This is a genomic window from Leifsonia sp. McL0607 (assembly GCF_049993355.1).
GTDB lineage: Bacteria > Actinomycetota > Actinomycetes > Actinomycetales > Microbacteriaceae > Leifsonia.
Window position 1 is genome coordinate 1,562,575 of sequence record NZ_CP188253.1, and the last position, 17,840, is coordinate 1,580,414.

General features: G+C 69.5%; 17 protein-coding genes. 9 read left to right on the top strand and 8 right to left on the bottom strand.

What is annotated here, in order from left to right; translation table 11 throughout:
- Positions 1-402: 402 nt before the first annotated feature.
- Positions 403-1,053: a GntR family transcriptional regulator gene (locus tag ACPPVW_RS07565; RefSeq protein WP_426625886.1), complete on the bottom strand. Its 651-nt coding sequence runs from the start codon at positions 1,051-1,053 to the stop codon at positions 403-405.
- Between the two features lie 126 nt (positions 1,054-1,179).
- Between ACPPVW_RS07565 and ACPPVW_RS07570 the strand changes: the two genes are divergently transcribed.
- The gene (locus tag ACPPVW_RS07570; RefSeq protein ID WP_426625887.1) at positions 1,180-1,848 is read left to right on the top strand and encodes a GntR family transcriptional regulator; all 669 of its coding nucleotides are present in this window, start codon (positions 1,180-1,182) and stop codon (positions 1,846-1,848) included.
- Here the strand turns inward: ACPPVW_RS07570 and ACPPVW_RS07575 are convergent.
- The 4 genes from ACPPVW_RS07575 to ACPPVW_RS07590 all read right to left on the bottom strand — a co-directional run bounded on the left by ACPPVW_RS07575 (position 1,820) and on the right by ACPPVW_RS07590 (position 3,823).
- Complete coding sequence (locus ACPPVW_RS07575; protein ID WP_426625888.1) at positions 1,820-2,329, bottom strand: DUF6328 family protein; 510 nt, start codon at positions 2,327-2,329, stop codon at positions 1,820-1,822. The two genes, ACPPVW_RS07570 and ACPPVW_RS07575, sit on opposite strands and share 29 nt — an antisense overlap.
- Positions 2,326-2,730, bottom strand: a complete 405-nt coding sequence (locus tag ACPPVW_RS07580; RefSeq protein WP_426625889.1) for a hypothetical protein — start codon at positions 2,728-2,730, stop codon at positions 2,326-2,328. The genes ACPPVW_RS07575 and ACPPVW_RS07580 overlap by 4 nt, the downstream gene beginning before the upstream one ends.
- A gap of 50 nt (positions 2,731-2,780) precedes the next feature.
- Positions 2,781-2,933, bottom strand: a complete 153-nt coding sequence (locus tag ACPPVW_RS07585; RefSeq protein ID WP_426625890.1) for a hypothetical protein — start codon at positions 2,931-2,933, stop codon at positions 2,781-2,783.
- A gap of 149 nt (positions 2,934-3,082) precedes the next feature.
- Positions 3,083-3,823 carry an AzlC family ABC transporter permease gene (locus tag ACPPVW_RS07590; RefSeq protein ID WP_426625891.1) on the bottom strand — a complete coding sequence of 247 codons (741 nt, stop codon included), beginning with the start codon at positions 3,821-3,823 and terminating at the stop codon, positions 3,083-3,085.
- A gap of 94 nt (positions 3,824-3,917) precedes the next feature.
- Between ACPPVW_RS07590 and ACPPVW_RS07595 the strand changes: the two genes are divergently transcribed.
- Complete coding sequence (locus ACPPVW_RS07595) at positions 3,918-4,199, top strand: hypothetical protein (protein ID WP_426625892.1); 282 nt, start codon at positions 3,918-3,920, stop codon at positions 4,197-4,199.
- Here the strand turns inward: ACPPVW_RS07595 and ACPPVW_RS07600 are convergent.
- From ACPPVW_RS07600 to ACPPVW_RS07610, 3 genes are all read right to left on the bottom strand, one after another.
- Positions 4,183-5,202 (bottom strand): NADPH:quinone reductase, encoded by a 1,020-nt coding sequence (locus ACPPVW_RS07600; protein WP_426625893.1) that lies wholly within the window; start codon positions 5,200-5,202, stop codon positions 4,183-4,185. The two genes, ACPPVW_RS07595 and ACPPVW_RS07600, sit on opposite strands and share 17 nt — an antisense overlap.
- Before the next feature lie 33 nt (positions 5,203-5,235).
- Complete coding sequence (locus ACPPVW_RS07605) at positions 5,236-6,423, bottom strand: MarP family serine protease (protein ID WP_426625894.1); 1,188 nt, start codon at positions 6,421-6,423, stop codon at positions 5,236-5,238.
- 78 nt (positions 6,424-6,501) lie between these two features.
- Complete coding sequence (locus ACPPVW_RS07610; RefSeq protein ID WP_426625895.1) at positions 6,502-7,446, bottom strand: DMT family transporter; 945 nt, start codon at positions 7,444-7,446, stop codon at positions 6,502-6,504.
- A gap of 96 nt (positions 7,447-7,542) precedes the next feature.
- On the opposite strand from ACPPVW_RS07610, the gene ACPPVW_RS07615 reads away from it, so the two are divergent.
- The 7 genes from ACPPVW_RS07615 to ACPPVW_RS07645 all read left to right on the top strand — a co-directional run bounded on the left by ACPPVW_RS07615 (position 7,543) and on the right by ACPPVW_RS07645 (position 17,751).
- Positions 7,543-8,454, top strand: a complete 912-nt coding sequence (locus ACPPVW_RS07615) for a LysR family transcriptional regulator (protein WP_426625896.1) — start codon at positions 7,543-7,545, stop codon at positions 8,452-8,454.
- Between the two features lie 83 nt (positions 8,455-8,537).
- Positions 8,538-9,785: an ROK family transcriptional regulator gene (locus ACPPVW_RS07620; protein WP_426625897.1), complete on the top strand. Its 1,248-nt coding sequence runs from the start codon at positions 8,538-8,540 to the stop codon at positions 9,783-9,785.
- A gap of 137 nt (positions 9,786-9,922) precedes the next feature.
- A complete protein-coding gene (locus tag ACPPVW_RS07625; protein WP_426625898.1) occupies positions 9,923-11,272 on the top strand; it encodes an extracellular solute-binding protein in 1,350 nt (449 codons plus the stop codon).
- 1 nt (position 11,273) lies between these two features.
- Complete coding sequence (locus tag ACPPVW_RS07630; protein WP_426625899.1) at positions 11,274-12,236, top strand: carbohydrate ABC transporter permease; 963 nt, start codon at positions 11,274-11,276, stop codon at positions 12,234-12,236.
- Positions 12,236-13,072, top strand: a complete 837-nt coding sequence (locus ACPPVW_RS07635; protein WP_426625900.1) for a carbohydrate ABC transporter permease — start codon at positions 12,236-12,238, stop codon at positions 13,070-13,072. The genes ACPPVW_RS07630 and ACPPVW_RS07635 overlap by 1 nt, the downstream gene beginning before the upstream one ends.
- Positions 13,073-13,102: 30 nt before the next feature.
- Complete coding sequence (locus ACPPVW_RS07640; protein WP_426625901.1) at positions 13,103-16,096, top strand: alpha-mannosidase; 2,994 nt, start codon at positions 13,103-13,105, stop codon at positions 16,094-16,096.
- Positions 16,097-16,605: 509 nt separating this feature from the next.
- Positions 16,606-17,751 carry a hypothetical protein gene (locus ACPPVW_RS07645; protein ID WP_426625902.1) on the top strand — a complete coding sequence of 382 codons (1,146 nt, stop codon included), beginning with the start codon at positions 16,606-16,608 and terminating at the stop codon, positions 17,749-17,751.
- Positions 17,752-17,840 lie beyond the last annotated feature (89 nt).

Consider the following 17,840-nt stretch of genomic DNA (forward strand, 5'->3'; position numbering starts at 1 on the left):
ACTACTTATGACCAACCCGTACGGCGCACGCGCGCCGGGATACTCTTCGTGATGGCACGAATCCGCATCAGGGCAAGGAGCCGGCCACAAACGACGACAAGTCGTAGGACAAAGGCGTCAAGGTCGTCCCGGCCTACCTGCTGAAGCCGTCATCGTGACCAAGGAGAACGCTGCGGAGGCGTACGCCGACGACCCGACTCTGGAGCCGTTGACCAAGTAGCCGGCGTTCGAACTCGGCCAGAAGGCCGATCCCGATCGGGACCGGCCTTCTGGCGTCGCTGCAGACATCTCCCCCTTGGCCATTCCCCCTGGTCGAGCGTGTCTCCACGGTACGGCGGGGGAGGGGGCGGCATCCGGGCTGTCACGGATACCGCGGGCCCGTGGTGTCACGGAACGGGGGCCTCAGAGCCGGTTGAGCACGTCTCCGAGCCGCGTCACGTAGTCGTCGATGAGGATGACCGCGGCGCGGCCATCGCGCCTGGTCGTCGCCATGCGCAGCTCCCTTGTGAAGTGAGAGAGCGCCTGTGGGTCGAGCTTGCCGTTCAGCTTGCGACCCAGACGGCGCACCTGCGGGAGGACGTTGCCGAGCGATCGGATGCGCACGTTGTTCCCCTCGATGCGGGCGAAGGCGACGACGAGGTGCTCGAAGATCGTGATGAATCGCATGGTGTCGTCGTTGGTCGCGGCCTCGATGAGCTCGGCCTGGATGTCGGCGATGAGTTCGTCGTCCTCTTCGTCCCACGCCGAGATGCCGCGCAGTGCCGCGCCGGCCCAGAGGTCGCCGGCGACCTGCACGGACTCGAGGACGCCGTCGATGTCGAACGCGGCGACGCGCGTGAACCGGTTGCGCTCCATCTCGACGAGTCCCTGCTCGGCGAGGCGGTCGAGCGCGTGGCGGATGGGGGTGCGTGAGATTCCGAGCCACTCGACCAGGTCGGAGTCTCGGAGTCGCTCGCCGGGCTCGAGCGTGCCGTCCATGATGGCGGCCTCGATTCGGACGTAAGCCTCGTCGGAGAGGGAGATACGGGCGACGTGATCGGTGGGCATTGGCATGTGTCGGGTCTCCTCGGGGGAAGGATCGAGATGGGAGGGGTGGAACGATCGGTTTGCTGTGACCAGATTCCTATTGCTAAACTATAAATATACCAGATCAAACACTGAGTTCAGGAAACGAGCCCCATGACCCTCGAAGAACTCCGCGCGCGGTTCCCCTCGCTCGCGGCAGACAGGCGCCTCCTCCGAAACGATGTCTATGCGATCCTTCTAGCCGGCATTGTCGCCGGTGACCTGGCTCCGGGCGAACGCCTCAAGGACGCAGAGCTCACCGAAGCCCTCCGCGTCTCGCGAACGCCGGTGCGGGAGGCGATGAGCCGCCTCTCCCAGGTCGGTCTCATCCACACCGCACCGAACCGCTACACGCTGGTCGCGCCGATGGACAACGCAGAGACCTGCAGCGTGATCGGCGTGCTGGGGCTATTGTTGCCCGCAGCGATCCGAAGTTCGATCGACGACCTCGACGTCGACACCGAGCTCGAGCTGACGGTGATCGCCGAACGGCTCGAACGGGAGCCGGCCTCCTCGCCGATCGACGCTCTTCAGCGCACCACGAGTGCGTTCCTCGACGGCATCCACGACCGGGTGCTCGCCGAGACGATCGAGACGCTGCTGCCGCGGTTCATCCGCTATGTCGCACTGTCCGAGGTCGGCGCCGCCGCTGCCTCGCGCGATCGGGTGCTTGCGCTCACGCGTGCCCTCGCCACCGCCGATGAGTCGGCGATCGAGGTGATGGAGCAGATGCTCCGCGAGCTCGCCGACACGCTCACGCCGAGTGTCGGCGGAGCCGGCTGAGGACGTTCGCCGGGAAGACGAGCAGCAGGAGCACGAGAACGACGAGGATGCCTGCCGCGGCGACGAGAGCAGCCACCAGGCCGAGAGTCACATCGAAGACGAAGAACACGACTCCCGAGGTGAGCACGGCGACCAGGCCGATCGTGATGCGCAGCAGCCGGTTGGCGATGGACACCGTCTCGACCTTCTCGTGGTGCCGGAACAGCTGGCGGTGCAGAGCGACCGGCGCGAGGCCGAGCGCAGTGCATCCCGCGGCGAGCATGACCAGAACGAGATAGAAGCCCACCTGGAAGGGGGTGAGTGAGCCGAAACGCTGCTGGAAGGCGATGGCGAGCAGGAAACCGCTGATGAGTTGCGTGCCGGTCTGCGTGACGCGCAGTTCTTGGAGGATCTCGTTCCAGTTGCGATCCGCCCGCTGAGTCGCGGATTCCGGTCGGCCGTCGTCGGGATCGATGTCGCCCTCGTCGGGGATCTCGCTCATCGCCCCATGGTCGTCCTCTGCGGCGGGGGACGCAATGCGCGCACTCCTTGCGCCGTGAGCGCGGCACGGTAGAAGCGCACCAGCTCCGCCGCGCTGGGGCGCTGGGCGGCCATGGTGGCGGTGTCGGAGCGCCGCCTCGCCAGGTGATGGCGCCAGGACTCGGCTGCGCAGCGGTGATCCCACGCTACGGCCGCCGCGGCCTCCAATGTTCGGCACCAGCCGATCAGCTCCCGTGCCTCCGATCGCGGCGCCCAGGTGACCACGCGAAACCAGATTTCGGGCTGGTTGACGTCGCCGAAAGAGAAGCGACGGACGACGGCGTACGAGTGGCCGAGTGCGCCCTGGCTGAGCAGCCATTCCGTGGGCTGCGCGTTCGCCACGGGGTGCCAGGATGCGCTCACGTCAGAACGTTAGGGAGAACCGCCGACACCACCACCGCCGGCAACGCGAATCAGGTCAGAAGTCGGATGAGAGCAGCGACGACCGCCGCGGCCGGGACCACGATGATGAACGGGACGCGCGCGGCGTAGAGACCCGCGGCGATCGCGATAGCGGGGAGTCGGGCATCCAGCTGGAGCGTCTGACCTGCGCCGAAGGTCTGCACGCAGATCAGCGCCGCGAGCAGGGCGGCCGTGAGCAGGTCGCTCGTGCGCGCGACGGTGGGATGATCGAGCGCCCGGGGAGGGACGAGCCAGCCCGCGGCCTTGAGAGTGAGTACGGCGATGGATCCGAGCAGGATGATGTTCCAGGTCGTCAGGGCTCGACCTCCCGCTCCATCGGGATCGGGTCGGGGTGCTGCCCGTCGTCGCGCTTGCCGAAGAGGTTGAACGCACCGAAGACGATCGCGACCACCGCCGCGGCGAGAATCGGGAGGCCGGGCATGAGGAACGGGGTCAGCAGTGTGGCGGCGAACCCGGCGGCGACCGCGACGGCCTGCGTCTGGCGGGCGCGGAGCCGCGGCCAGAGGAGCCCGAGGAACGCTGCGGCGGCCGCCGCGTCCAGACCGTAGGCTTTGACGTCGCCGATCAGGTCGCCGAGCAGAGCCCCGGCGAGCGTCATGAGGTTCCAGCCGATGTACACGACGAGCCCCGTGACCCAGAATCCGATGCGTTGCGCGCGCGGCTCGGTCGGGGCGGTGGCAACCGCCGTCGACTCGTCGATGGTGAGCTGGGTCGCGGCGGTACGCCTCCAGAAGCCGGAGCCGATGATGCGGGACAGGCGGAGCGCGTAGAACGAGTTGCGGATGCCGAGAAGGGCCGCGCTGGCGATCGCCGTGCCTCCCGCCGCGACGCCGCCGGACGCGAGGACCCCGATGAGCGCGAACTGGGATCCGCCGCTGAACATCACCAGGCTGAGGACGCAGGCCTGCCAGACCTCGAGCCCCGATGCGGTTGCTAGCGCGCCGAAGGAGATGCCGTAGAGCGCCGTCGCGATGCCGACCGCCCAGCCGGAGCGCGAGGCCGCACGCTCCTGGTCGGTACGGGCGCGGGACACCCTGTCGAGATTAGGGCGTATCTCCCGACACTGCACCTCGTGGGCTGACGCTGGTCGCTACGGCGCAGAGTCGGGAGACACGCCCTGGTCGGCGATGCTGCGGATCATCGCACCGCTCGCCCCGAATGATCAGCGCGCGGAACTCTTCGCTGGAGTGTTCCTCGTGAGCTACCTGGCCTATGGCCTCCCCGCGCTCGCGGCCGGGGAGCTGATCGGAACGATCGGCCTCCTGCCCACCGCCTTGGGTTACGCGGCCGCCGTCGCGGTGGCCGCGTCGGTCGCGATGGTGGTGCAGATCATCCGCCTCGTCGGCTCGGGCCGCGTCGCCGGGCAGGGCGCGGAGCCCGTCAGGGAGCCGGTCAGGCCAGGTCGATGAGCACCTTGCCCACGATGCCGTCCTCCACGGCGTCGTGGGCGGCTGCCGTCTGCTCGAGCCGGAAACGGGTGATCGGGAGGCCGTGGTCGGCTCCGACCGGCAGTGCGCCGGCGGCTGCCGCAGCGGCGACGGCGCGTACTGCGGCCTCCTTCACCTCGGGCGTCACCGTGTAGGTCAGGAGGAACTGCCAGCGCAGGTTCTTCTGCATCGACGGGCGGATCGGGATGGTGACCTCGGTCGATCCCGGTGCGTCCGCGTAGCTCGCGATCGTCGCGTTGGGGCCGGCGACCCTCGTATCGAGCTCGGCGTTGGCGCTCACGTTCACCTCCACCACGATGTCGACGCCGCGTGGCGCGAGCGCCCCGATCGCCTCGGCCGTGTCCGACTCCCGGTAGTCGACGACATGGTGCGCGCCGGCGGCGCGCGCGAGCTCGGCCTTCTCGTGACTGCTCACGGTCGCGATGACCGTCGCCCCGGCCCAGACAGCCAGCTGGATGGCGGCGTGGCCGATGGCTCCCGCGCCACCCGCGACAAGTACCGTTCGCCTCTCGAGGGCGCCCGGCGACAGCTCGTCCGGCACGGACTCGGATGACGTGAGCGCGCGGTGGGCCGTCAGGGCCGGGATGCCGAGCGAGGCCCCGACGTCGAAACCGACGTCGTCGGGGAGCACGACCGCCTGGTTCCTCGGGAGGACGACCAACTCCTGCGCCGTGCCGTCCGGTCGCTGGTAGGCGGCGTCCCACACCCACACCCGGTCGCCGGGCGCCAGGTCGGACACGCCAGGCCCGACCTCGTCGACGACCCCCGCGCCATCCTGGTTCGGCACCTGCGGGCGCGGGAGCTCGGTGGGACCGGAGCCCTGCCGGGATTTCCAGTCCGTCGGGTTGACTCCGGAGACGTGGATGCGCACGCGCACCTGGCCTACGCCGGCATGTGGCTCGGGTCGCTCGCCGAGCGTGAGAACGTCGGAATCACCGGTGGACGTGTAGCTGACAGCCTTCATGCGACCAAGCCAACCACGTGGGAGGCCCGCCCGTCAGCCCGCGGAGCACGCGCCCGAGCTGATCGGCGTCGGGCCGACGGAGCCGAGCACCGGACGCAGCTCATCGAGCGTGAGCGCGTATCCTGTGTCGGGGTCGATCGTCGACCGCGCGAAGACGACGCCGACGACGTCGCCGCTCTGGTCGAGCAGCGGGCCGCCGGAATTGCCCGGGCGGATGGAGCCGCGGAGCGAGTAGATCTGCCGCTCGACCGCCCCGCTCTGGTAGATGTCGGTGCCACGCGCGGCCAGCTGGTCGCGCACTCGCTGCGGAGTGATCGTGAACGGGCCGTCGCCGGGGTAGCCCGCCGTGTACGCCTGGTCGCCGGCGCCGAGATCCTGCCCGATGTCGAGAGCGGGCGTGCGGAGGTCGGTGACGTCGAGCACCGCCAGGTCGCGCTCGGGGTCGAACGCCACGAGCGTCGCACGGTCGACGGTGGTTCCGCCGGACTCGCGTACGACGATCGACGATGCGCCGGCCACGACGTGAGCGTTGGTGACCACCCGGCCGCGCTGCACGACCCAGCCGCTGCCCTCGGAGTCCACACCGCACGCGGGTTTGGAGGCCAGCACCCTCACCACGGACTGCTCCGACTTCGCTACGTCGGCGGGGACGCCGGAATCCGGCGGTGCGATGCTCTTGATCGGCTCCCCGCCCTCGAACACCTTCGGGAGTCCTGCGCCAGCGAGAGCGTCGTCGACCGCGCCGAGCACGGTCGAGGAGGGGAGCGGTGCGATGCTGTTCAGGGTGGAGACGACGCGGGAGGAGTCGGCGGCCTGCACGACGGTCGCGAGGCTCGTGGCCATGGCGAAACCGGCGACGAGCCAGACGACGACGGCCCAGGTGACGAAGCCCAGCACGGCGCCGATCAGCGAGTCGACCCAGCGGACTGGCCCGTGCCGCAGCACCTTGCCGATCACCGCGGCGGCGGCGGTTGCGAGGGCGTAGACCACGGCGGCGCACACCAGCAGGACGACCGCGGCGACGATGGATCGCTGGCTGACCCCGGTGAGCCCGGAGGCGGCCATCCAATCGACGACCATCGGTGCGAGTAGGAGGCCGAGGGAGAGGCCCACGCCGAGGCCGATCAGCGCCCCGGCAGCGCGGATGGCGCCGTTGCTCCAGCCTGCGACCACCGCGAGGACGGCGAGCACCAGCAGCACGACGTCGACCACGATCTCCACGCGACTCACCCTGCCCCACCAGGCTGGGCGCGGGCTGGGGTGCCGGTGGGCGTCAGCAGTGGTTCTCCTCCGGGTCGTTCAGGTCTGCCGTTCGAGCGTCACGGGAGAGGCGGGAACGGCAGAACCGACCGGGCGCGGCGGCGTCCGGCGGCGCGTCGGGCCGAGTCCGATCACCACGACACCCGCGAGCACGACGGCACCACCGAGCAGTTCTGCGGGCTGCGGGATCTCGCCGAGCCAGACCGCCGCGATCCCCACCGCGACGGGCGACACCAGGTAGAGCAGCGATGTCGCGGTGGCCATCGGCAGGCGCGCGACCGCGTATCCCCACAGCACGAATCCCGCAGCGGACGGCAGCAGGCCGAGGTAGGCGGCACCCAGCCATGCCTCCGGGCCGGCGGAGGCCAGCGCGGGAAGGGACCACGGGAGTGCAACGAGCAGCGGGATCAGGCCGGCGACCATCGCGTACGTGGCCACCTCCAGCCCCGAGTAGCGGCGGAGGAGTGGCTTGGTCAGTGGATGGTAGACGCCCTGGACGACCATCGCCGCCACTACCAGCCAGACGGCTCCACTCAGCGTGAGGCCCGACCGGGCGACCGAGACGATCGCGACGCCTCCGAGTGCGACGCCACTGCCGATCAGCTTGAGCAGAGTGAGGCGCTCGCCGAAGGCGCCGACCGCGATGGCTACGCTCACGAGGGGCGCGGCGGTGACGATGAGGCTCGCGGTGCCCGCCGGCACGGTGAGCTCCCCGGCGGTCAGCAGCACCTGATAGACGGCCATCCCGATCACACCGCAGGCCGCGATGAGCGGCAGGTCGCGCCGGGCGGGCACGCGCACGCCGGCGAACGGTGCGACGACGAGCAGGGCGACGCAGGCTACGGCCGTTCGCACGAGTGCCAGTCCAAAGGGTCCGAGTTCGTGAGCAGCGGCGCGGATGGCCGGGAAGGCGCTGGCCCAAAGCAGGACGACGAGCAGCCCGGCGATGGCGATGCGGACGCGCGCGATGGTTGCCGAGCTCATGTCTTCACCCTGAGGGCAAGCATTCAAAATGTCTATTTACTTTGATTGGTTGAACGCGTAAGAATCGATGATGTGTTGGACGCAAGAAAACTCCGGATGCTGGCCGAACTCGATCGGCTCGGCACGGTCGCTGCCGTCGCCGCGGAATTGCACCTGACCCCGCCCGGTGTCTCGATGCAACTGGCGGCCCTCGAGCGCGAGCTCGGCCTCCCGCTCACCGAGCGCCGCGGTCGCGGCCTCGCGCTGACCGCGGCGGGCCGCACGCTCGCCGCGCACGGCAGCGCGGTCGCCGACCTGCTGTCTCTTGCCGAGTTGGAGGTCGCGGCGCTGCGCGATGGCGCCGTGGGGACGTACCGAGTGGGTGCGTTCCCCTCGATCGCGCGCACGGTGGTGGCGGACGCCTGGCGGACCCTGCGCGGCGACGGCGGCCTCAGCATCCGGATGGAGTTGCTCGAGCTCGAGCCGCGCGCCTCGTTGCCGGCGCTTGCCGCGGGCGAAGTGGATATCGCCCTCACCCACGCCTACTCGAATATGGCCGAGTCGGCCGGACCTGGATTCGTCGCGACGCTCATCGCGGTCGAGCCGGTCTGGCTCGCGGTGCCCGATGGCGACCCGGCCGGCACCAGTGGGCCGGCAGATCTCCACGCCTTCGCCGACCACGACTGGGTCGTGCCGCACCGACAATGGACCTGCTACGAGATGACCGAGCGCGCGTGCGGGCTCGCCGGGTTCACGCCACGGTCGGTCGCGGAGGCGAGCGACTTCGCCGTCCTTCTCGCGCTCGTCGGCGCGGGGGCGGGCGTCGCGCTCGTGCCCGAGCTGACCGTCGCGGAGGCCCCCGACGGTGTGCGCCTGCTTCCGCTCGCGACCCCCGTCGTGCGCAACGACTACGCGGTCATCCGGGCAGCCTCCGCGACCGATCCCGGGCTGGCGCGCGTGCGTTCGCTCCTGGCAGAGACGGCCGCCGGAGTGCTCGCCGAGCGGGAGCGGACCTCCGCCCGCCGCTGACTCCTCGCGCAGAAACCGACCGGCGCGTGGGTATATTACGAGGAAGCGCCGGGGTGCCCGAAGCCCCACGCGGAGGAGGAGCCGTGCCCAAGGGAGCGAACCTCCCCGCGATCGCCGCGTTCAACGAGACTGTGGTGCTCGACGCGGTGCGCCGCTCGGAGGGCGGCCTGAGCAGGGTCGAGCTCGCCTCCGTCACCGGGCTGTCCGCGCAGACGGTCACCAACGTCACGCGCCGGCTGCTCACGCAGGGTCTCATCCAGGAGGCCGGTAAGCAGAACGAAGGGAGCCCGGGCAAGCCGCGCACCCTCCTGCGGCTCGACGCGGCGGGCGCCTATGCCGTAGGCGTGCACCTCGACCCGACCGTGATCACCTGCGTGCTTCTGGACCTCGAGGGCGAGGTCGTCGAGCGCGACCGGAGGCCGTCGCCCCCGGACGGCGATGCGGAGGCGACGCTGGCGGCCATCCTGGAGGCCATCCGTTCCGTGCTCGCGACTCCCGGCGTCGATCCCGCCCGGGTCATCGGGGTGGGCGTCGCGGCGCCGGGCCCGATCGACGCCGAGACCGGGGTGGTGGTGCGCCCTCCGCTGATCCCGGGCTGGAACGACTTCCACCTCCGCGACGAGCTCACGAGTGCGACCGGACTCCCGTCGCTGGTCGCCAAGGATGTGATCAGCGCGGCCGTCGCGGAGCGCTGGCGCGACCCGGCGGGCGCGAGCAAGGACTACGCCTTCGTCTACTACGGCACCGGCGCCGGCATCGGGCTGGTGCTCGGCGGCGAGGTGTACACCGGCTCGACCGAGAACGCGGGCGACGCCGGCCATGTGCTGGTCGATCCGGGCGGCGCGCTCTGCGCGTGCGGGCGTCGGGGCTGCTGGGGCGAGTCCGTGCGGCCGCAGCGCCTGGTGATGCAGGGGCTGTGGGCGGGCGCGCTGGAACCTCCGGCCGGTGAGGCGGTGGTCGACGGCGTCGAACTCGATCTCGACGTGGAGGTCGTGGACGCGCTGTTCACGCAGCTGACGGCCGCCGCGGACGCGGGAGACGAACGCGCGGCCGGCATCCTGGACCGCTCGATCCGCAACACGGCCTACTACCTGTCGAACCTCGCGGCGCTGCTCGACATCGACCGTGTCGTCTTCGGCGGCCCGTCGTGGTCGCGCGTCGAGCGGCGGTACCTCGAGCAGTTGCCGGCGCGGATGGCCGAGATCGACATGACCATCCTCACGCACCCGGTCCTGCTCCAGGGCACCGCTGTCGGCGAGGATGTCGCGGCGGTCGGTGCTGCGTGCCTGGTACTCGACGAGACCTTCTCGCCCCGCGTGAGGCGGCTCTAGAGTTTCCGATCGGCGTCCCCCGAGCGAGGGGAGGGCGGCAACTTCTGTGCATCTCTTGATCTATAAATCAAATTGATTTATAAATTAGAAGAGTCTGTGGCACGGGAGCCGACGGACCTCAATGCAAAGGAGCATCGATGAAGCGAAGTAGGGTATTGGTCGCAACGGTGGCCGCCGCCGCTCTCGTCGCGCTGGCCGGATGTTCGTCCTCCTCCGGCAGTGACGACAAGACCATCAAGGTCGTCTTTCAGGATTACGGATCCGACGTGATGGCCAACTTCATGTCAACGGCGAAGACCGCCTTCGAGAAGGCGAATCCGGGCATGACGATCAACCTCGTCCCGATCAAGGCGGCCGAGAACGACTACTACACCAAGCTCTCCCTCATGAATCGTGCGGCGGCAACCGCCCCCGACGTGATGTCGGAGGACACCTTCCTCATTCGAAGTGACGCGCAGGCCGGCTACCTTGCTCCGCTCGACGCGTACGTCTCGAAGTGGTCGGACTGGTCGAACTTCTTCGACAACGCCAAGGACGCAGGAAAGGGCGACGACGGCAAGATCTACGGCATCCCGACCGGGACCGACACCCGAGCCCTCTGGTACAACAAGCAGATCTTCGCCAAGGCGGGCATCCCGACGCCGTGGGAGCCGAAGACCTGGGACGACGTGCTCGCCGCCGCGAAGAAGATCAAGGCCACGGTGCCGGATGTCATCCCGCTCAATATCTTCTCCGGCAAGGCGGCCGGAGAAGCTAGCGCCATGCAGGGCTTCGAGATGCTGCTCTACGGCGCGAGCGAGAAAGGCCTGTACGACGACGCGACCGGCAAGTGGATCACGGGGTCGAAGGCGTTCACCGACGCGCTCGACGTGATCAAAGAGGTGTACCAGGGCGGCCTCGGCCCCGGACTGGAGGTCACCAGCGACACGAACTACCAGAACACCATCAACAACCAACTCATGCCGCAGGGCAAGCTTGCGATCAACCTGGACGGATCGTGGTCATCCGGCGCCTGGCTGCCGACGGGCGCGACTCCGTGGTCTGAGTGGAACACGGTGTTGGGCACCGCGCCGATGCCGACCCAGCACGGTCAGGCGCCGGGAAAGATCAGCCTCTCCGGCGGCTGGACATTCTCGATGGGGGCGAAGAGCCAGGCCAAGGACTTGGCGTGGAAGTTCATCACGTTCCTCACGGACAAGCAGCGTTCGCTCGACGGGAACATCACCACGGCGGGGATCCCGGTGCGCAAGGACGTCGCCGCCGACCCGAAGTACACGGCCTCCAACCCGACCTCCGAGTTCTTCTCGTCGTTGGTCGATGTCACCAAGTTCCGGCCGGCGACACCGGACTACCCGAAGATCTCCAACGGCATCCAGGTGGCGATGGAGTCGGTGATGACCGGCCAGGCCTCGCCCGCGGAGGCCGCCAAGACCTACGACTCCACCGTCGAGGGGATCGTCGGCAAGGACAAGACGGAGTCGAAGTAACATGACGTCCACCCTCGACGCCGTCGGCGCCGCGCCCGGCCGGACCAACCCGGTCCGGCCGCCGCTCGGGCAGCAGCAGGCACGCAAGCGCGCGCACGCCCGGCGGTCGGTCGCCCGGGCTGTTCCCCTCGTCCCGGCCCTCGGACTCCTGGTCGTCTTCCTGCTCGGGCCGATCCTGTCGTCGTTCTATGGCTCGTTCACGAACATGTCGCTCACCGGCTCGGCGGCGGCGTCGGCGGAGTGGGTGGGCCTCCAGAACTACATCGACCTGTTCAACAGCCCAGACTTCCCGGTGTCGGTGTGGCTGACACTGGTGTTCCTGATCGGCTCGGCGGTCATCGGCCAGAACGTCATGGGCATGCTGCTCGCGCTGCTGATGCGCACCGGGAGTCGCTGGGTCGGCGCCCTGGTCTCGACGTTCGTCGTCGGCGCCTGGGTGCTGCCGGAGATCGTGGCGGCGTTCGCGTCGTACGCCTTCTTCAGCCAGCACGGCACGCTCAACGCCATCCTCGCCGGCTTCGGCGTCGCGGGTCCGTCGTGGCTGTTCGCGTTCCCGATGCTGTCGATCATCCTCGCCAACACCTGGCGCGGCACGGCCTTCTCGATGCTGGTCTACTCGGCCGCCCTGCAGGAGGTGCCGCCTGAGATCACCGAGGCGGCGGAGGTCGACGGGGCGAACGGCGTGAAGCGGTTCTTCCTCGTGACGCTGCCGATGATCCGGCGCAGCATCTCCACCAACCTCATGCTCATCACGTTGCAGACCCTCTCGGTCTTCACGCTCATCTACGTGATGACCGGCGGCGGGCCGGGCAACAAGAGCATGACCCTGCCCGTGCTGGCGTACCAGGAGGCATTCAAGTTCTCCGAGCTCGGCTACGGCACGGCCATCGCGACCATCCTGCTGCTCGTGGGGACGGTCTTCGCGATCGTCTACGTGCGCGCCCTCAAGGCGGAGGTGGACTGATGAAACTATCGTCACCCAACGGCATCGCCCTCAAATGGACGGCCAACGTCCTGCTGCTGCTCATCGGCATCGTGTTCGTGCTGCCGCTGGTGTGGGTGGTGCTGGCGTCGTTCGACGGCAGCGCGACCCTGTCGGTCGCGTGGCCTGAGCAGTGGACACTGGAGAACTTCCAGAAGGTGCTCACCCCCGAGCTCGCGTTCGTCCCGCTGTGGAACAGCCTCCTGCTGTCCGCCGGATGCGCGATCCTCACGGTGATCGTCGCCGTGCTCGCCGCCTACCCGCTTTCGCGGTACCGCAACCGCTTCAACCGGCCGTTCCTCTACGCGATCCTGTTCGGGACGTGCCTGCCGATCACGGCGATGATGGTCCCGGTCTACAGCTTGTTCGTGTCGCTCAACATGATCGACTCGCTCGGTGGGACGATCCTGTTCATGGCGGCGTCGTCGCTCCCCATGGCGATCTGGATGACGAAGAACTTCGTCGACTCGGTGCCGATCTCCCTCGAGGAGGCGGCCTGGGTCGACGGCGCCTCCAGCATGAAGACGCTGTGGACGGTGGTGGTGCCGTTGGTACGCCCCGGCATCGCGGTCGTCTTCATCTACGTGTTCGTCGCGGCCTGGGGCAACTTCTTCGTCCCGTTCGTGCTGCTGCTCAGCCCCGGCAACCAGCCGGCGGCGGTGAGCATCTTCACGTTCTTCGGGCAGTACGGCGCCGTGGCCTACGGCCAGCTCGCCGCCTACTCGCTCATCTACTCCGTCCCCGTCATCGCGCTCTACGTGATCGTCTCCCGTTCGCTCGGCGGTTCGTCGGCGCTCGCCGGGGCGGTCAAAGGCTAGCTACGTACCTCGTATATAAGGAGTCGTCGTTTGTACCAGCACAACCAGCTCGCCGAGTTGCGGGTCGACCGTTTCGTCCGCGAGCGGCTGACGCCCGCTCTCGAGCGGGCCTCCGCGCCGGTGGCCGTCGAGATGTGGGAGGTCCCGGACGAGCCGGTGCCCTTCGCACAGGCGGTGCAGGGGCCGTTCGAGCCGTTCGCTGTCGGCCGGCCGTGGGGGCGGCCGTGGGGCACGGTGTGGTTCCGGGTCACCGGCACGGTTCCCGCCGAGTGGGAGGCCGACCCGGCTGAGGTCGAGCTCGTGGTCGATCTCGGGTTCACCGCCGGACAGGTCGGCTTCCAGGCGGAGGGGCTGGTGTGGGCGAGCGACGGCACGATCGTGAAGGCGCTCGAGCCGCTCAACGACTACGTGCGGCTGCAGGCTGCGCCTGGGGAGTCGTTCGAGTTGTTCGTCGAGGCGGCGTCGAACCCCGACGTCGGCTCCGACTGGTCGTTCCGTCCGACGCCGGTCGGCCGCATGGCAACCGCGTCGACGACCTCCATCTACACGCTGCGGCGGATGGACGTCGTGCAGCGCGACACCGAGGTCTGGGAGCTGATCCAGGACATCTTCACGGTGCGCGGACTGGCCACGGAGCTGCCCGAGACGTCGCCGCGCCGCGCCGCGCTGTTCGCCGCGCTGGCGGACGTCGTCGTCGCCGTAGACCCGTTCGCCGTCGCTGCCACGGCCTCCCAGGGGCGCGCCGTGCTCGCCGGAGTGCTCGCGTCGCCGGCCGCCGCCACGGCGCACCGCGTGTTCGCCGTGGGCCACGCGCACATCGACTCGGCGTGGCTGTGGCCGGTGCGCGAGACGATCCGCAAGTGCGCGCGCACGTTCTCCAACGTGCTCGACCTGATGGACCAGGACCCGGACTTCGTGTTCGCGTGCTCGTCGGCCCAGCAGTTCGCGTGGATGCAGCGGTTCTACCCCGAGCTGTTCGAGCGCATCCGGGTGCGTGTCGCCGAGGGCCGGTTCATCCCGGTCGGCGGGATGTGGGTCGAGTCGGACACCAACCTCCCCGGCTCCGAAGCGCTGGCCCGGCAGTTCGTGGAGGGCAAGCGCTTCTTCCTGGAGGAACTCGGCCACGAGCCGCGGGAGGTCTGGCTGCCCGACTCGTTCGGTTACTCCGGGGCGCTTCCGCAGATCGCCCGTGCAGCGGGGATGGATCACTTCCTGACGCAGAAGATCTCGTGGAACGAGGTCAACCGGTTCCCGCACCACACCTTCGAGTGGGAGGGCATCGACGGCACCCGCATCTTCACGCACTTCCCGCCGGTCGACACCTACAACTCGGTGCTCTCGGGGGAGGAGCTGGCGCGCGCCGAGCGCAACTTCGCGGACAAGGGCCGGGCGAACACCTCCCTGGTGCCGTTCGGGTTCGGCGACGGAGGCGGCGGCCCGACCCGCGAGATGATCGCCGCAGCCGCGCGCACCGCCGACCTTGAAGGGTCGCCGACCGTGCGCGTGGCATCGCCGGCCGCGTTCTTCGCGGCGGCCCGCGCCGAGTTCGACCCTGCGCCGGTGTGGGCGGGAGAGCTCTACCTCGAGTTCCACCGCGGCACGTACACCTCCCAGGCCCGCACCAAGCAGGGCAACCGACGCAGCGAGGCGCTGCTGCACGAGGCCGAGCTGTGGGCGGCGACCGCGGCCGTGCGCGCAGGCGTTGAGTACCCGGCGGAGGAGCTGCGCGAGGCCTGGCGAACGGTGCTGCTGCAGCAGTTCCACGACATCCTGCCCGGTTCGTCGATCGGCTGGGTGCACGACCAGGCCGTCGAGAACTACGCGGAGGTCGCGAAGAGCCTGGAGGACGTGATCGGGCGATCGCTCGCGGCGCTCGCCGGGCCGAGTGGGGAGCCCGGCGCTGTCGCGAACGCCTCCCCGTTCGTCGTCGACGGCGTCGCACCGGGCGGCACCGGCGTCCCGACGCGCCGAGCCGGCGTCCGCGTCGAGCGCGCCGGCGACGCCATCCGGCTGGTGAACGGCAGGATCGTGGTCACGGTCGACGCCGACGGTCTCATCCCGTCGATCGTGGACGTGGCGACCGGCCGTGAGGCCGTGCCCGAGCGAGCCCGCGCGAACCTCCTGCAGCTGTTCCGCGACACCCCCACGCAGTGGGACGCGTGGGACGTCGACGTCGAGTACAGGCTGTCCGGCGAGGACCTCACGGCCGTCGTGTCGCTCGACATCGTGACGGAGACGCCGGAGCGCGCGACGCTGCGCCTGGTGCGGCGGTTCGGCGACTCCACCGTGACCCAGACGCTGACCGTGGCCGCCGACTCGGCCGCGCTCGACATCGAGACACAGGTCGACTGGCGCGAACGGCAGCGGATGCTGAAACTCGGCTTCCCGGTCGACGTGCACACGACCTCGGCACGGTCGGAGATCCAGTTCGGCCACATCGACCGGTCGACGCACACCAACACCAGCTGGGACGTCGCGCGCTTCGAGACCAGCGCGCACCGCTGGGTCCACGTGGGCGAGCCCGGCTTCGGGGTCGGCATCGCCAACGATGCGACCTACGGCCACGACATCACGCGTCACGAGCGAGAGGGCGGCGGCACCTACTCGCTGGTGCGGCAGACGCTGCTGCGGGCGCCGCTCTTCCCCGACCCGGAGGCCGATCAGGGGGTGCACACCCTCCGAAGCTCGATCGTGATCGGTGAGGTGGACGCGGCGATCGAGACGGGCTACCGACTCAATCTGCCGCTGCGTCCGGCCGGCGACGCCGTCGTGGAGCCGCTCGTGGCCTCCTCGTCGCCGGCCGTCGTCGTTGAGACGGTGAAGCTCGCCGAGGACGGCTCCGGCGATGTCGTCGTCCGGCTGTACGAGGCCCACGGATCGCGTGCCGAGGCGACGCTCGCCATCGGCTTCCCCCACGAGCGGATCGTGCGCACCGATCTTCTGGAGCGCACGACCGGCGACGGTTCCGCCGCACTGACCCTCCGGCCTTTCGAACTCGTCACGCTGCGGTTCGTCCGCGCCTGACTCCAGACCGCCCGCCCCGGGCCGCGCGAACCCCGGGGCGGGCAACATCCTGTCTCGCCGTCCGGCGCCCGGCCGTTTCGCTCCCGAACTGGGGTGCATTCGCGCCAGGAGCGGCCGTCCCTTCCGGTTATCCTGTGCGCACGGGTCTGCCTCCTCGTCGTCTCCGGAGGCGCGCTGTCGTCGGCGCGACCCGGGATCGGCCTCCACCAGCTCGCCGAACGCGGGGAGGTCGCGCTCCGCGAGAGCGTATGCCGTGTCGAACTCGTCGTTGCCCATTCCGTAGCTCCAGCGGCCCTGTCGGGGTCGGGGGTGCTGCTGTGCGACCGAACACGCGGGATGCGCCCCGCCCCTGGTTCCCCTTCCCCGGCTTCTTCGTCGTTCCGCGCAATTTCCTCGGGTCCATTCATCTGCATTGATAGAACGTCCAGCCGAAATGAGGTAGAAATGGTTGGTACGCCTGAAAGTGTCGTCGTCCCGACGTCCCGAACCGACCGCCCAGGAAGCCCAGTTTGCCCAATTCGCCTGCCCCGCTGCGGCCTCGCCGCAGTTATCGGGCACCCGTCGTACTCGAGGTGGACGAGCAGACGCAGGCGGTTGCCGACCCGGTGAGCGACTTCACCCGAGCCGAGTCCCTGGCTCTCGCAGCATCAGCTCCCACGGCTCCGAGTCGGCGTGCCGCTCTGGAGGCCGAGCGTTCCCGGCCGCGCCGCTCGCAGGTGGGCGCTCAGAATGTCGGCGCTCAGAAGGTCGTCCGTGAGCGCATCGTGGTCAAGCCGACGCGTCCCTCCCGCGCCGAGCGTCGCGCCGCAGCCGCGCAGCCGACCACTGTCCCCGCCGAGCACGTATCGGCCGGTCCGTCGGTCGCCGACCCGGGCAACCCGCGGCACCCGCGGCGCGGCATCTTCGTGGAGAACCGTCGCCGTCGCAGCTTCCACGTCTTCGTCCTGATCGCTTTGACGGCGTTCTTCGGCACGGCGGCTCTGCCCGCGTACGCCACGACGGGGGAGGGCTCGACAGCCGGGGCCGCGCGCACCGCCCTCGCTGTGCAGACGCTGACCGGAGGCGACGCGACCGCTCAGGTCGTCTCGCGCGACGGTCTCGGCATCGCCGAGAGCCCGCAGGCCCTCGACTCCACGACCAACGGCTCGGTTTCGCCTACGGTGCAGGCTCTCGCCGTGCAACTCATGGGCGCGGTCGCTGCCGGCCGTCTGGTCGGCTCCACTCCGAACCACATCCCCGAGATCGCCAACCTCGCCGAAGGCAAGGTGGTGCCGAACTGCGGCGTGGACTACCGCGTCCTGCAGGCCATCTCGGTCGCGCTGGACAACTTCAGTCAGGTCGGGATCAGCGACATCAACCGCCGTTGCACGGGCCAGATCGAAGGCGCAGGCACCGACTCCGCGCACTACGCGGACGGCGGTGGCCACGCGGTCGACTTCTACCTCATCAACGGCTCCCCGCTGACCGGCGGCGACGCGCGCTCGGTGCAGCTCATCCGCCTCCTCGACCCGCTGGTCCCGAGTGGGACCGGCCTCGGCCAGATCGAGTGCCGCGCGTCCTTCAGCCTCGAGCACTTCGCACCGTTCGCCGACACCTGCAACCACCTGCACATCGACTTCCTGAAGTCCGCGGGGGCGACGCTCCGGTACGGGTGAGGCGGACACGAGTTCCATCTGCCGGGTTCGGTGTCCGCTTTGGAACGGCTGCTGGCTAGCTAGCTGTAGGAGGCCAGGACGTTGTTGAC

Excerpts from the sequence above, each read along its gene's own strand:
- ACPPVW_RS07625 (WP_426625898.1), top strand. The coding sequence starts at position 9,923 with ATGAAGCGAAGTAGGGTATTGGTCGCAACGGTGGCCGCCGCCGCTCTC.
- ACPPVW_RS07595 (WP_426625892.1), top strand. The coding sequence starts at position 3,918 with ATGCTGCGGATCATCGCACCGCTCGCCCCGAATGATCAGCGCGCGGAA.
- ACPPVW_RS07600 (WP_426625893.1), bottom strand. The coding sequence starts at position 5,202 with ATGAAGGCTGTCAGCTACACGTCCACCGGTGATTCCGACGTTCTCACG.
- ACPPVW_RS07615 (WP_426625896.1), top strand. The coding sequence starts at position 7,543 with ATGCTGGCCGAACTCGATCGGCTCGGCACGGTCGCTGCCGTCGCCGCG.
- ACPPVW_RS07565 (WP_426625886.1), bottom strand. The coding sequence starts at position 1,053 with ATGCCAATGCCCACCGATCACGTCGCCCGTATCTCCCTCTCCGACGAG.
- ACPPVW_RS07630 (WP_426625899.1), top strand. The coding sequence starts at position 11,274 with ATGACGTCCACCCTCGACGCCGTCGGCGCCGCGCCCGGCCGGACCAAC.
- ACPPVW_RS07575 (WP_426625888.1), bottom strand. The coding sequence starts at position 2,329 with ATGAGCGAGATCCCCGACGAGGGCGACATCGATCCCGACGACGGCCGA.
- ACPPVW_RS07635 (WP_426625900.1), top strand. The coding sequence starts at position 12,236 with ATGAAACTATCGTCACCCAACGGCATCGCCCTCAAATGGACGGCCAAC.
- ACPPVW_RS07570 (WP_426625887.1), top strand. The coding sequence starts at position 1,180 with ATGACCCTCGAAGAACTCCGCGCGCGGTTCCCCTCGCTCGCGGCAGAC.
- ACPPVW_RS07610 (WP_426625895.1), bottom strand. The coding sequence starts at position 7,446 with ATGAGCTCGGCAACCATCGCGCGCGTCCGCATCGCCATCGCCGGGCTG.